The sequence below is a fragment of the Aquamicrobium terrae genome, assembly GCF_040545735.1.
In the GTDB taxonomy this organism is placed as follows: domain Bacteria; phylum Pseudomonadota; class Alphaproteobacteria; order Rhizobiales; family Rhizobiaceae; genus Mesorhizobium; species Mesorhizobium terrae_A.
Genome location: NZ_JBEPML010000003.1, coordinates 343837 through 357441, shown reverse-complemented (window position 1 = coordinate 357441; position 13605 = coordinate 343837). Strand labels below are relative to the sequence as shown.

Here is a 13605-nt window from a genome sequence, read left to right as displayed (position 1 = left end):
GACCGATGGGCGGACCCTACTCGCCGGCGGAGGCGTCCGCCACCGACACCCCGCCATGTTGGAGGCGCACCGGCACGACGCCGCGGGCCAGCGCGACGAGATATTTGTTGTATTCGGTGAACAGCACCCGAAGCGCCTGCGGCTTGGTCAGCCAGCTCCCGTCGTCGAGCTTGGAGTTGACGACCGGATAGGGCTCCAGCCGCGCTTCGCGCAGCAGGCGGCCCATCTCCAGCAGGCTGCGCGGCATATGGTAGTTGTTGGTCACCAGGATGATGGAGCCATAGGCGTGCTCCCGCACCCATTTGGCGCTTTCCTCGGCATTGCCGATGGTATCGAGCGCGGCGCGGTCGATGTCCACGCAGCAGGTGAACAGCTTGCTGTCGCCGCCCATGGCAAGCTGGAGTTGCTTGCGGCTGGCGGCCGGGTGCACGCCGCTGATCAGCAGCCGCTGGCCCTTGCCCGATTCGAGCAGCTCCATCGCCGCGTCGAGGCGCGACTGGCCGCCGGTGAGCACGATGATGGCATCGGCCTTCTCGGGATCGGCCGGCGGGCTCAGCCGGCTGACATGGCTGGAGAACCAGCCGAAGCCGGCGACGAAACAGGTGACGGCGGCAAGGACGAGGATGGCCGCGACGCGCAGGAAACGGCGGGTACGGCCCCGCGTGCGCTCCCCCATGCGCGATGCTGGCACCATATCGGCCATCACACCCATTTCCTTCCCGAACATGCACCCATGGTAAACCTTGATTCGCGCCCTTTGGCGGAGTGCCGCCCGCACATTAGATTACCAATTATTTCCGTCCGTGACCCGCATCAACCGCCATCCGCCTGCCCCCCTTCGAGATCGCTGAGATAGGCCACGACCGTGGCATGCGAGGTGGCGGCGGTGAGCGCGCCGATGATCACCACCATCATCAGCACGCCGAGATAGCCGGCCGAGCCGATGGCGAAATTGCCGAACAGGGCGGCCGCCTGGTCGCCCTGCGGCGTGGCCATGTTGCGCGACGACCACCAGGAGAACAGGACGAAGACGATGATGGCGGCCAGACCGCCCGCCGCCGCCCCCTTCATGCCGGTGAACAGGAAGCGGGTGCGGAACTGGCGCGCGATGAACTGCGCCTCGGCCCCCACGAAATGCAGCACCTCGATGATGTGGCCGTTGCCGGCCATGGCGCCGCGCGTGGCGAACACCACCGTCATCACCGTCGCCGACAGCATCAGCGCCAGCACGGCGATGCCGATGGTCACCGTGGTGTGGGCCATGGCCACCAGCCGGTCGACCCAGGTGCGGTGGTCGTCCAGCGTGGCGCTCGGCACCGCGGTCGACACCGCCGTGCGCATGGCGGCGAAGTCGGGCGGGCTGCTTTCGTCGATGGTGACGATGACGAGGCGCGGCACCGGCAGTTGCTCGATGTCGAAGCCGGAGCCCAGCCACGGCTCCAGGAGCCGCGTCGTGGCCGCCCGGTCGACGATGCGGGTGCCCTTCACCCCGTCGAATTCGGAGACGACGCCGGCGGCGGTGGCGAGCGCGATCTCCATGTCGAGGCCGTCGGCCGGCTTGATCTGGATCGTCGCCTCGCGCGAGATCTGGTTCTCCCAGACCGACGCCGTGTCGCGCACCAGCGTCACCGCGCCGAAGGTGACGCAGGACAGGAAAGTCATGATGGCGATGACGACGACCAGCGCTCGGCCGGCGATGTTCTGCGCCGGCACGATGGGCGCGGTCTTGCGCGGCGCGCGCTCCGCCGGCTGGGGCCGTTCGGCCGCATCCTCTTCCACCGGGCCCGGAGCCGGAACGTCAATCATAGATGTCCAGCCTTCCATTGGCGAGGATCAGGCGGCGCGCGTCCACCTGGTCCATCAGCGTGAGGTCGTGGGTGGCGATGACCACCGCCGTGCCCAGCCGGTTCAGCTCGATGAACAGCCTGAGCAGCCGGCGCGCGAGCTGCGGATCGACATTGCCGGTCGGCTCGTCGGCCAGCAGGATTTCGGGCTGCTCGATCAGGGCGCGGGCGATCGCCGCGCGCTGCTTCTCGCCGCCGGAGAGCACCGGCGGCAGCACATGCATGCGCTCGCCCAGCCCCACCCATTTCAGCAGTTCCATGACATCGGTGCGGTAGCTGGATTCCTCGCGGCCCCGCACGCGCAGCGGCAGCGCCACGTTCTCATAGGTCGTCATGTGGTCGAGCAGGCGGAAATCCTGGAACACGATGCCGATGCGCCGGCGCAGCAGCGGCAGTTCGGCGCGCGAGATGCGGGCGCGGTCCTTGCCGAAGATGGTGATCAGCCCGCGCGTCGGCTTCAGCGACATGAACAACAGGCGCAGCAGCGTCGTCTTGCCGGCGCCGGACGGCCCGCTCAGGAACTGGAACGACCCGGCCGGTATGTGCAGGGAGATATCGCGGAGAATCTCCGGACCCATGCCATAGCGGAGGCCGACATTTTCGAAGCGGATCACGTTGAACGACCTGAAAGCTGAACGGCCGAAGCACCGACCGTTTCCTTTGTGTGAAAATCGTTAGGCTTGGTTAACGCCACGTTAAATTCCGGCACTTTCGTCACTTGCGGGCGGGCTCCGGTCGCGAAGCGTTAACCATTTTTCGTCTACCTGAAAAAAAACGACGGTGCGAACGGGGACCAGCATGGCCGCCCAGACGATGGCACGACCGGTTTCCGGCGAAATCATGACCGGCGCCAGCGAACGGCGTGCCTGCGACCATTTCCCCGCCGCGGCGGGCGCCTTCGATGCGGGCCCCTTCGACTCTGGCACGGCCGATATCGTCGATGCCGATTACGTCACCCTTACCGAAACGCACCATCCCGGCCCCCGGTCCGCGGAACCGGCCGGCACCGCACCTGCCCCCGCGCAACCGCCGGCGGCGGACGGCATGGCCATGCTGCTTGCCCGCGACCCCGTTCCTTCCCGCTCCCTGTCGAAATCCGGCGGTCCCGCCTTCTGGCTGGGCGGGCTCGGCATCGCCATCGCCGCCTTCTGGATCGCCGGCGGCCACGCGCTGGTGACGGAGACGGAACTCCTGCGCAGCACGCCGCAATCGGCGCTCAGCATTTCCGCCGTCACCTCGCGCGTCGACGATACGGGCGCGCGGCCGTTGCTCTTCGTCGACGGCGAGGCCGGCAATGACGGCGCGGAAGCCGCGCCGCTGCCGCCGCTGGAAATCCGCGTCACCGGCGAAGACGGCCGCGTCACCCGCTACAGGTTGGGGACATTGGACCGCACCTTGGCACCGGGCGAAAGATTTGCCTTTTCCGGACGCGTCGAGGTGCCTAGAAACGGGGTGAAATCCGTATCCGTCGCCTTCGCCGGATAGAGCATGCCGCCCGAAAGTGGGAACCGGTTCCGGGGTGACGGCATGCGAAAGGTGAATCGAAGCCAGACCAGGTTCCAGCGGGAGTATCGCCACATGCCAGTCGTGCGCGGCAAGAACATCGAAGTCCTGTTCTCGGCCTCGGCGATCGCCCGCCGCAACCTTGAACTGGCCAAGGAGATCGCCAGCCGGGAATATCAGGACCTGCTGGTCATCTCGATCCTGAAGGGTTCCTTCATCTTCGCCGCCGACCTGATCCGCGCCATGCACGATGCCGGCCTCGCCCCGGAGGTCGAGTTCATCTTCATCTCCTCCTATGGCGCCGGCACGGAAAGCGGCAAGGTGCGCGTGCTGCGCGACATCGACAACGAGGTGACCGGCCGCGACGTGCTCCTGATCGACGATATACTGGAATCGGGCAAGACGCTGCAATTCACCCGCGAGTTGATGCTTTCGCGCGGCGCGAAAAGCTGCTCGCTGGCCGTGCTGCTCGACAAGCGCATGCGCCGCCAGACCGATCTGGAGGCCGACTATGTCGGCTTCGACTGCCCCGACCATTTCGTCGTCGGCTATGGCATGGATGTCGGCCACGCCTTCCGCGAGCTGCCCTTCGTCGGCATCGTCAAAGGGGATGCCTAGAGCAGTTCCAGCAAAAGTGCGAAGCGGTTTTGCGTCCGCAACTGCGTCAAAATAACAGGTTGAGCATTTTTGCGATTCGCAGAAAGCGGAAACGCTCCAGCCGGGGCGACGCATAACTTTTTGCTTACTATGTCCGATCAACAAAATTCAACTTTTGGCCGCCAATGATCGGGCATGGCAAAGCTTCTGATCGTCGAGGACGATGATTCCGTCCGCATGTTCGTCTCCCGCGCGCTGGAGCGCGCCGGGCACCATATCGATGTCGCCGCAGACGGGGCGCAAGGGCTGGAGATGATCCGCGCCGCCAAGGGCGGCTACGATCTCGTCGTCTCCGACATACGCATGCCGGAGATGGACGGCATCGAGATGGCGAAATCCGCCGCCGGCCTCCATCCCGGGCTGCGCATCCTGCTCATGACCGGTTACGCCGACCAGCGCGAGCGCGCCGACGAGCTGAACGGCGTCATCATCGACGTCGTCAACAAGCCGTTCTCGCTGGCCGAGATCCGCGGCCGGGTCGACACGGCGCTGTCGGTGGAACTCACCCGCGCCGCCTGACCACGGCGGCGCTTCCGCATTCCATAGATACGGATTGGAAGCAGCTTCGTGCTGCGGGCCGAGGCCTTATTTCAGCTCCAGCAACCGCTCCAGATAGCTGCGCTCGACATCCGGCGCCAGCGCATCGCCCAGCCGCTTGCGGATCGCCTCGAGAATCTGGCGGGCGCGCTGCACGTCGATCTCGTCCGGCACCTTGACCGAATCGCCGAAGTCCGGCCCCTGCGTGGCGCGCGGCCGGCCGAGCGGATCGCGGTCGGCGCTCTGCTGGCGTCCGCCCTGTCCCTCCTGGCCGTCCTCGCCCATCATGGCCTGCAATTGCTGCATCATCTCGCGCGCGCCCTGCCGCAGCGCCTCAAGCGCCCGGCCCTGATGGCCGACGGCGCGGTCACCCTCGCCCTGGCCGAGCGATTCGCCGGCCTGGCCCATGGAGCGGTCGGCCTGCCCGAAGCCCTCATTGGGCTGCATGCCCAAGCCTTCGAGGTCCTTGCCGAGCTGCTGGAGGTCCTGCTGGAGCTGGCCCTGGCCCTCCTGCAACTGCTTGAGCGCCTCGGCAAGCTCTTCCGGGGTCATCTGCTGGCCCTGGCCCTCGCCCTGCTGGCCTTGCTGACCATGGTCCTGCCAGTCCTCGCCCATCTGGCCGTTCTGGCCATTGTCGCCGCGCTGCGTCTGGTCCATGCGGAAGGTTTCGTTCATCATCTCCTGCTGGCGGCGCATGATCTCGCCCAGCTTGTTCATCTGCTGGCTGAACTCGCCCTGCTGGCCCGGTTGTCCTTGCTGCGGCTGGGCCATCTGCAGATTGTTCATCATGTCCTGAAGCTGGGCCAGAAGGTCCTCGGCCTGCTCGCGATTGCCGGAGCGGGCCAGATTCTCGATCTGGTCCAGCATGCGGTCGAGATCGCTCTGGCGCATCTGCTGGCCGTTCTGCGGCATCTGGGCGTTGTTCTGGTTCTGGTTGCGCTGCGCGAACTCACGCAGGAAATCGTTCATCGCCTGCCGCAGTTCCTGCATCAGCTTCGATATTTCCTCATCGGTAGCGCCGTTGCGCAGGGCGTCCTGCAACGCCTGCTGCGCCTGCCGCAGACGCTGCTCGGCGGCCGACAGATTGCCGTCCTCGATGCCCAGCGCCACCTGCCACAGGTAGGAGACCACGTCGCGAAGCTGATCGTCGCCCGACGCCAGCTTGAGCCGGGTACGGGCGCTCATCAGCGCCAGATAGTTGGCCGGGCTGTCGAACGTGTCTTCCGGGCGCAGCGTCACGGCGTCCATCAGGTCGAGCACGCGTTGCTTGGCGTTGGCGTCGAGGCCGAGCAGGCGGCGCTGCTCAATCACCGCCCGCGCCAGCGGATTGGTGAAGCTGCGCTCCGGCATGACCATGGCAACGGCCTCGCTGCGCCCGCTCTGGCCTGCATCGTCGGTGGCCGAAAGCGTCAGCGTGATGGCGCTGCCGGCCCACACATGCTCGGTCAGGTCCTTGGAGGTCTTGGCGGCATTGGCCTTGGAGCCGCGCCGCGGCAGGTTGAGCGTCATTTCCGGCGCATCGTAGAGCGGGCGCGCATCGGGGGCCGGTGCTTCAGCCTGCGCGAACTCGGCTTCCGCAGCGGCCGCGCCATAATCGTCCTCGACCTCATATTGCAGTTCGAGCGTGCCGTTGACGGCGCGCTTCGGCTCGCCGGCGAAGCGGATCACCGGCGGCTTGTCCGGCGTCACCGAGAAGGCCCAGCGGCCGATCTCCTGCCGGCCAGATTGCAGCACCAGTTCGCCGTCCTCGGTGAGCGTGCCGGCGAACTGCCTGACGCCGCTGGCGGCGGGCGTGACGGGAGCGCTGTCGGACCCGCCTTCCACCGCCGGAGCGGCCGGTTCGATCGCCTGCGCCTCACGGCCCGCAGGCGCATAGCTCAGCGTCTCCTCGCCCGAGCCGCCGGTGACGCGCAGCGACAGCGTGCTGTCCTGCGGCACGGTGAAGGTGGAGACGGCGCGATTGGCGTCGGCGGTCAGGAACATCGGCGCCTTGCCCGTATAGGGCGGCGGCGTCACCCAGGCGTCGATGCGCGGCGCGATCGCCTCGCGCGCGGCGGCGGGCCGGAACCCGTCGGTCAGCCGCCCGCCCAGCGGGCCGAAGGAAAAGGCGAAGGAGGTGACCAGAAGCAGCGCCACAGCGGCGCGCAGGCCCCACGGGTCGCGCTCGGGCACGCGCGCGGCGGGCAGGGCCGCATCAAGGCGGCCGAGGCGCGCCGCCATGCGCTTCTGGTGCTCGCGCCACAGCGCCTCGCCGAAGGGCGAGTGCGTGCCGCTCGGCCGATCGCTGAGGGCCTGCACCGGGCTGTGCTCCAGCCGGTTCACCGCCTCGATGCGGCGGTCGACCTCGGCGGCGGAAGGCAGGCGAAAGCGGCGCAGCGGCCACAGGGCCGCCAGCGTGCCGATGGCGAAGATGGCGACGATGCCGATGCGCAGCGCATCCGGCATACGCGCCAGCACGCCGAACCAGGACAGGCTGACGAACAGCCCGGCGACCAGCAGCAGCGGCAGCACCAGCGGCCAGATCCGCTCACCGATCATGGCCGCGCGCGTCGCCGCGCGGCTCATCAGGAGACGCTGCGGCAGTCTCGGGGTCGTGCTTGCGTCGGGACGGTCAGTCATCGGCCTTTCCACGGCCGGCCTTCATGGCATGGCCTGTTCGCCAACTATAGCAGTCCAACAATAACAGCAAAGACGGCGAAGGCGAGGCGACCTCCCGAAATCGTGAACGGCCGCCGCCCCTGAAACCGCGTCGCAGCATGGCAAAACCGCCGCTTGCGGCCTGCCCTCAGGCGTTTTCAGAGCCAGTCGGGCACGCTGTCGAGCCCGATCAATTCCTCGTAGGTCTGGCGCTTGCGCACGACGGCGAAACGGTCGCCGTCGACCAGCACCTCGGGAATGAGGGGGCGGGTGTTGTAGGTGCCGGATTGCACCGCGCCGTAGGCACCGGCGGTGCAGACGGCCACCAGATCGCCCGGTCCCAGGCGCGGCAAATTGCGGTCGAGGCCGAGATAATCCCCGGTCTCGCACACCGGCCCGACCACGTCGGCCCGGAGCCACTCGGCCTTGTCGGCAGGTTCGATCACCGGGCGGATCTCGTGATAGGCCTCGTAGAGCGTCGGGCGGATGAGATCGTTCATCCCGGCATCGACAATGAGGAAGTTCTTCGCCTCGGCCTCCTTGAGGTAGATGACCTCGGTGACGAGGATGCCGGCATTGCCGACGATCAGCCGGCCCGGCTCGAACATCAGCTTGACGCCGAGGTCGCCGAAGCGCCTGCGCACGATCTCGCCATAGGCCACGGGAAGCGGCGGCGGCGAATTGTCCAGATGATAGGGCACGCCGAGCCCGCCGCCCATGTCGACATGAGTGATGGCGTGGCCGTCCGCCTTGAGCTGGCCGACCAGTTCCGCCATCAGCGCGAAGGCGTTGTCAAACGGCTCGAGGTCGGTGATCTGGCTGCCTATATGGGCATCGACGCCGCGCACCTTCAGCCCGGGAAGCTTTGCGGCCCGGGCATAGGCCTGGCGCGCCCGCGACAGCGGGATGCCGAACTTGTTCTCCGACTTGCCGGTCGATATCTTGGCATGGGTGCGCGCATCGACGTCCGGGTTGATGCGCAGCGACACCGACGCCACCTTGCCGAGCGCCACGGCCCGCGCCGAAAGAAGCTCCAGCTCCGGCTCGGATTCGACGTTGAAGCAGTAGATGCCGGCTTGAAGCGCGAAATCCATTTCCCGCGCCGTCTTGCCGACGCCCGAGAACACGATCCTTTCGGCCGGGATGCCGGCGGCGAGCGCCCGGCGGATCTCGCCTTCCGAGACCGTGTCGGCCCCGGCGCCGAGCTTCGCCAGCACCTTCAGCACCGCCTGGTTGGAATTGGCCTTCAGCGCATAGCAGACCATGGTGTCGAGGCCGGCGAAAGCCTGGCTGAACACGTTGAAATGGCGCGTCAGCGTCGCCGTCGAATAGCAGTAGAACGGCGTGCCGACCGCAGCCGCGATGGCCTTTACCGAGACGTCCTCGGCGTGCAGGACGCCGTCGCGATATTCGAAATGGTTCAAGGCGAAGGTCCGGAAATCAGATCAGCTTGTCGAGGATGAAAGGCTTGTCGGTGTCCGGTTTCTGCGGCTCGGGCGGCAGCGGCTCCTTGTTGCGCTGGGCTTCCTTGCGCGCCTCGACGGCCGCCTCATAGGGCGTGTCGAGGCCTCCCTTGCGCCCGCAGGCGGCAACCGTCGCCGTTGCGGCGACCAGCGCCAGCATCACAACCATCCTGCCTGCGGTCATCGTTCCATCCTGTCCGTGCTTCTGCCCAGAACTTTTAGCTAGATAGCTACCTAGCCAGACAGCTAGAGCTTCTAGCCAAGTTTGGCCGTTATTGCCACCTGCCATCAAGCCTTGGCGAGGCGCTTTTTCCAGTAGCGCACCTGCCGGCGCACCTCGGCCGGCGCGGTGCCGCCGAAGCTCTGCCGGCTCTTCACCGAATTCTGCACCGAAAGAACCGAGAAGATGTCCGCGGTGATGCCGTCATGGATCGATTTCAGGTCGTCCAGCGTGAGCTTCTCCAGCCCGACCTTCTTCTCCTCGGCCAGCGCCACCGCGCGGCCGGTGACGTGATGGGCCTCGCGGAACGGGATGCCGAGTTCGCGCACCAGCCAGTCGGCCAGGTCGGTGGCGGTGGAGAAGCCGGAGCCGGCCGCTTGTCTCATGGCGGCCGCGTTCACCGTCAGGTCGCGCACCATGCCGGTCATCGCCGCCAGCATCAGGTCGAGCGTCTCGGCCGCGTCGAACACGGCTTCCTTGTCCTCCTGCATGTCCTTGGAATAGGTCAGCGGCAGGCCCTTCATCACCGTCAGAAGGCCGATCAGATGGCCGTTGAGGCGCCCGGTCTTGGCCCGCACCAGTTCGGCCGCGTCCGGGTTCTTCTTCTGCGGCATGATCGAGGAGCCGGTGGAGAAGCTGTCGGACAGGCGCACGAAGCCGAACTGCGGCGTCGACCAGATGACGATCTCCTCGGCCAGCCGCGACAGATGCGTGCCGGCGATCGCGGCGATGGACAGGAACTCCAGCGCGTAGTCGCGGTCGGAAACGCTGTCGAGCGAATTGCGGGTCGGCTCGCGGAAGCCGAGCGCCTTCGCCGTCATGTGCCGGTCGATGGGGAAGCCGGTGCCGGCAAGGGCGGCGGCCCCCAGCGGGCTCTCGTCCATGCGTTCGATGGCGTCGCGCACCCGCGAAAGGTCGCGCGCGAACATCTCGGCATAGGCGAGGCAATGATGGCCGAAGGTCACCGGCTGCGCGGTCTGGAGATGGGTGAAACCCGGCATGACGGTTCCGGCATGCTCTTCTGCGCGCTCCACGAAGGCCGCGATCAGGCCTTTCAGCGCCTCGGCGACGCGGTGGAATTCGTCCTTCACCCACAGCCGGAAATCGACCGCCACCTGATCGTTGCGCGAGCGCGCCGTGTGCAGGCGCCCGGCGGCCGGGCCGATCAGCTCGGCCAGCCGCGCCTCGATGTTCATGTGGATGTCTTCGAGCTTGGTGGAAAAGGCGAACTTGCCGTCCTCGATCTCCTTGAGGATGGTCCCGAGGCCATCGGCGATCTTCTTGCTGTCGTCGGCCGAGATGATGCCGGTCTTGGCCAGCATCTCGCTGTGGGCGAGCGAGCCCCTTATATCCTGCGCGTAGAGCTTGCGGTCATAGCCGATGGAGGCGTTGATCGCTTCCATGATCGCGGCGGGACCCGAGGCAAATCGTCCGCCCCACATCTGGTTGCTGGCCTTCTTGTCACTCATCGCTATAACCCGTGTCCGGAGCAGTTGATAAAATGGCAGACGGCAGAAAACTTTTTCCCACCCCGCGCCTGATCCTGGCGGCCCTCGTGGCCGGGGCCGCAGCCGGCGCGCTCGCGGTATATGTCAGCGGCGGCCTTCCTGGCAACAACGCACCGGACGCGACGGCATCCGTCGCCGGACAGGATCGCGTCTGCGCCGCCAAGGCCGGGAAGGCGAAGGCGGTGGCGGCGGCCGCCACCGGCCATGTCGCCGCCATGCTGCCCGCCGATCCGCCGCAGTCCCTGGCGGCCCTCGCCTTCAGCGACCCCGATGGAAAGCCGGCTACCCTTGCCGGACACGCCGGCAAAACTGTGCTCGTCAACCTGTGGGCGACATGGTGCGCGCCCTGCCGCGCCGAAATGCCGGCGCTGGACGAGCTTCAGCAGAAGATGGGGGGCGACAGGTTCGAAGTCGTGGCGATCAATGTCGACACCGGCAACGACGACAAGCCGAAGGCCTTCCTCGACGAAATCAAGGTCTCGAGCCTCGCCTATTACAGCGACCACACAATGGGCGTGTTCAACGATCTGAAGTCGAAGGGCCTCGCCCTCGGCCTGCCGGTCACCGTTCTGGTCGATGACGAGGGCTGTCTTCTGGCCCATATGAACGGTCCCGCCGAATGGTCCACGCCGGATGCATTCAAGTTTATCGAGGCCGCTCTAGGTGACGTAAAGTAAAGCTGGATTTCCCCATAATCCTTAACCGGCTTTCATCGGAACGACACGCAACTGTTGTCTGCCTGTCATATTCGCCCCATACTCCCGACCGCGGAACTTAACTCCATTCGGTCAACGAAGTATCGGGAGAAGAAGATGAAGCTTCTGGGTATCGCAGCAGGTTTCGCCACTGCACTCACTCTGTATTCCTCGGCCAGTGCCCTTGCCGCCACCCAGATAAGCTGGTGGCACGCCATGACCGGCGCCAATGCCGAGGTCGTCGACAAGATCGCCAAGGACTTCAACGCCAGTCAGAGCGACTACGAGGTCGTCCCGGTGTTCAAGGGAACCTATCCCGAGGCGCTGAACGCCGGCATCGCCGCCTTCCGCGCCGGACAGGCGCCCGACATCATCCAGGTCTTCGACGTCGGCACCGGCGTCATGATGGCCGCGCAGGGTGCCATCCGCCCGGTGGCCGAGGTGCTTGAAGGCGCCGGGCTGAAGTTCGACAAGAGCCAGTATCTGCCGGGCATCGTCGCCTATTACTCCAAGCCCGACGGCACCATGCTGTCCTTCCCCTACAACTCCTCCTCGCCGATCCTCTACTACAACAAGGACATCTTCGAGAAAGCCGGGCTCGACGTGAACAACCCGCCCAAGACCTGGAACGAGGTTTTCGAAGCGGCGAAGAAGATCAAGACCAGCGGCGCGGCCGAATGCGGCTACACCTCGACCTGGCTGACCTGGATCCATCTGGAGAATTTCGCGGCCTGGAACAACGTGCCCTACGGCACCCAGGAGAACGGCCTGGCCGGCGGCGAGGTCGAGCTGAAGATCAACGCGCCGCTCTTCGTCAACCATTTCCAGGCGATCGCCGATCTCGCCAAGGACGGCACCTTCAAATATGGCGGCCGCACCTCGGAAGCCAAGCAGCTCTTCCTCGCCGGCGAATGCGGCATCATGACCGAATCCTCCGGCGGCCTCGGCGACATCGTCAAGGCGGGCATGAACTACGGCATCGGGCAACTGCCCTATGACAGCGACGGCAACGGCCCGCAGAACACCATTCCCGGCGGCGCCAGCCTGTGGGTGATGGCCGGCAAGTCTGACGAGCAGTACAAGGGCGTCGCCGCCTTCTTCAACTACCTGTCGCAGACCGACGTGCAGCAATATCTGCACGAGCAGTCCGGCTACCTGCCGGTGACGCTCGCCGCCTATGAGGCGACCAAGAACTCGGACTTCTACGAGAAGAATCCCGGCCGCGAGACGCCGATCCTGCAGATGATGGGCAAGGCTCCGACCGAGAACTCCAAGGGCGTGCGCCTCGCCAACCTGCCGCAGGTCCGCGACATCCAGAACGAGGAGTTCGAGAAGATGCTCGCCGGCCAGCAGACCGCCCAGCAGGCGCTCGACGCGGCCGTCCAGCGCGGCAACGCGGCCATCAAGGATGCGATGGGCAACTGAGCCCATCCGCCGATCCGGGCCGGCACATCCTTGCCGGCCCCTGCCTGTCCCCTAATTTCGGAAAAGACCCGGATTGGAGAGGGTTCAGGAATTCGCGCCCCGATGGGCACGGTGGCGAGCCCGCGGCGACGGACGGAAAACCGTACGGCGACTTCCCGTCCGCACGCGCGAAAAGAGGGACGCCGAGGCTGGAGGAGGGCCATATCATGACGCCCCGCGTCGTATTCCCGAACCGGGTCCTGCCCTATCTGCTCGTTGCCCCGCAACTTGCCATCACGCTGGTGTTCTTCTACTGGCCGGCGGGCCAGGCGCTCTACCAGTCGATGCTGCGCGAAGACCCGTTCGGCCTCAGCTCCCGCTTCGTCGGGTTCGCCAATTTCAGGAAGGTGCTGGCCGATCCCGCCTATGTGAACTCCCTGGAGGTCACCGCCATCTTCTCCATCGCCACCGCCGCCGTTGCCATGAGCGTGGCGCTGCTGCTGGCGGTGATGGCCGACAAGGTGGTGCGCAGCCGGGGCCTCTACCGCACGCTGCTGATCTGGCCCTATGCGGTGGCGCCGGCCATCGCCGGCATGCTGTTCCTGTTCCTGTTCAACCCCTCGATCGGCACGCTGGCCGTGCTGCTGCGCAAGGCGGGCATCTCCTGGGACCCGTTGCTCAACTCCACCGACGCCATGGTGCTGGTGGTGACCGCCGCCGCCTGGAAGCAGATCAGCTACAACTTCCTGTTCTTCGTCGCCGGATTGCAGGCGATCCCCAAGACGCTGATCGAGGCGGCGGCCATCGACGGCGCAGGCGAGACCAAACGGTTCTGGACCATCGTCTTCCCGCTGCTGGCGCCGACCAGCTTCTTCCTGCTGGTCATCAACACCACCTACGCCTTCTTCGACACCTTCGGCATCATCCACGCCGTCACCGGCGGCGGGCCGGGCAAGGCCACGGAAACGCTGGTCTACAAGGTCTACAATGACGGCTTCGTCAACCTGATCCTCGGCGAATCCGCCGCCCAGTCGGTGATCCTGATGATCATCGTCATCGCGCTCACCGCCATCCAGTTCCGCTATGTCGAGAGGAAGGTGCATTATGGCTGACCTCAAAGCGCCGGCCAGCGGCCAC

Annotated in this window: 13 protein-coding genes; 6 read left to right on the top strand and 7 right to left on the bottom strand. The window is 66.1% G+C overall.

All coding sequences use genetic code 11. The features are described 5' to 3' along the window. Positions 1-16: 16 nt before the first annotated feature. From ABID37_RS06975 to ftsE, 3 genes are all read right to left on the bottom strand, one after another. On the bottom strand, positions 17-694 hold the full coding sequence (locus ABID37_RS06975) for a YdcF family protein (RefSeq protein ID WP_354193566.1): 678 nt from the start codon (positions 692-694) through the stop codon (positions 17-19). Between the two features lie 119 nt (positions 695-813). Then, entirely contained in the window at positions 814-1806 is a 993-nt protein-coding gene (locus ABID37_RS06970; protein WP_354193496.1) for a cell division protein FtsX, read from the bottom strand. Further along, on the bottom strand, positions 1799-2458 hold the full coding sequence (ftsE, locus tag ABID37_RS06965) for a cell division ATP-binding protein FtsE (protein ID WP_035022137.1): 660 nt from the start codon (positions 2456-2458) through the stop codon (positions 1799-1801). The genes ABID37_RS06970 and ftsE overlap by 8 nt, the downstream gene beginning before the upstream one ends. 184 nt (positions 2459-2642) lie before the next feature. Between ftsE and ABID37_RS06960 the strand changes: the two genes are divergently transcribed. From ABID37_RS06960 to ABID37_RS06950, 3 genes are all read left to right on the top strand, one after another. Further along, complete coding sequence (locus ABID37_RS06960; RefSeq protein WP_354193495.1) at positions 2643-3329, top strand: hypothetical protein; 687 nt, start codon at positions 2643-2645, stop codon at positions 3327-3329. Between the two features lie 93 nt (positions 3330-3422). After that, a complete protein-coding gene (hpt, locus tag ABID37_RS06955) occupies positions 3423-3965 on the top strand; it encodes a hypoxanthine phosphoribosyltransferase (RefSeq protein WP_354193493.1) in 543 nt (180 codons plus the stop codon). Positions 3966-4139: 174 nt separating this feature from the next. Then, a complete protein-coding gene (locus ABID37_RS06950; RefSeq protein ID WP_354193491.1) occupies positions 4140-4523 on the top strand; it encodes a response regulator in 384 nt (127 codons plus the stop codon). Between the two features lie 66 nt (positions 4524-4589). On the opposite strand, the gene ABID37_RS06945 is transcribed toward ABID37_RS06950, so the two are convergent. From ABID37_RS06945 to argH, 4 genes are all read right to left on the bottom strand, one after another. Further along, positions 4590-7160, bottom strand: coding sequence for a TIGR02302 family protein (locus ABID37_RS06945; protein WP_354193490.1), 2571 nt, complete (start codon positions 7158-7160; stop codon positions 4590-4592). A gap of 176 nt (positions 7161-7336) precedes the next feature. Next, positions 7337-8602: a diaminopimelate decarboxylase gene (lysA, locus tag ABID37_RS06940; protein WP_354193488.1), complete on the bottom strand. Its 1266-nt coding sequence runs from the start codon at positions 8600-8602 to the stop codon at positions 7337-7339. Between the two features lie 16 nt (positions 8603-8618). Next, complete coding sequence (lptM, locus tag ABID37_RS06935) at positions 8619-8825, bottom strand: LPS translocon maturation chaperone LptM (protein WP_354193486.1); 207 nt, start codon at positions 8823-8825, stop codon at positions 8619-8621. 104 nt (positions 8826-8929) lie between these two features. Then, positions 8930-10330 carry an argininosuccinate lyase gene (gene argH / locus ABID37_RS06930; RefSeq protein WP_354193484.1) on the bottom strand — a complete coding sequence of 467 codons (1401 nt, stop codon included), beginning with the start codon at positions 10328-10330 and terminating at the stop codon, positions 8930-8932. 32 nt (positions 10331-10362) lie between these two features. Here argH and tlpA point away from each other — a divergent pair, with 32 nt between their 5' ends. The 3 genes from tlpA (at position 10363) to ugpA (ending at position 13580) form a co-directional block, all read left to right on the top strand. Further along, positions 10363-11046, top strand: a complete 684-nt coding sequence (gene tlpA / locus ABID37_RS06925) for a thiol:disulfide interchange protein TlpA (protein ID WP_354193482.1) — start codon at positions 10363-10365, stop codon at positions 11044-11046. A gap of 135 nt (positions 11047-11181) precedes the next feature. Further along, positions 11182-12489, top strand: coding sequence for a sn-glycerol-3-phosphate ABC transporter substrate-binding protein UgpB (ugpB, locus tag ABID37_RS06920; RefSeq protein WP_354193480.1), 1308 nt, complete (start codon positions 11182-11184; stop codon positions 12487-12489). A gap of 206 nt (positions 12490-12695) precedes the next feature. Beyond that, positions 12696-13580 carry a sn-glycerol-3-phosphate ABC transporter permease UgpA gene (ugpA, locus tag ABID37_RS06915; protein ID WP_354193479.1) on the top strand — a complete coding sequence of 295 codons (885 nt, stop codon included), beginning with the start codon at positions 12696-12698 and terminating at the stop codon, positions 13578-13580. Positions 13581-13605: the final 25 nt, after the last annotated feature.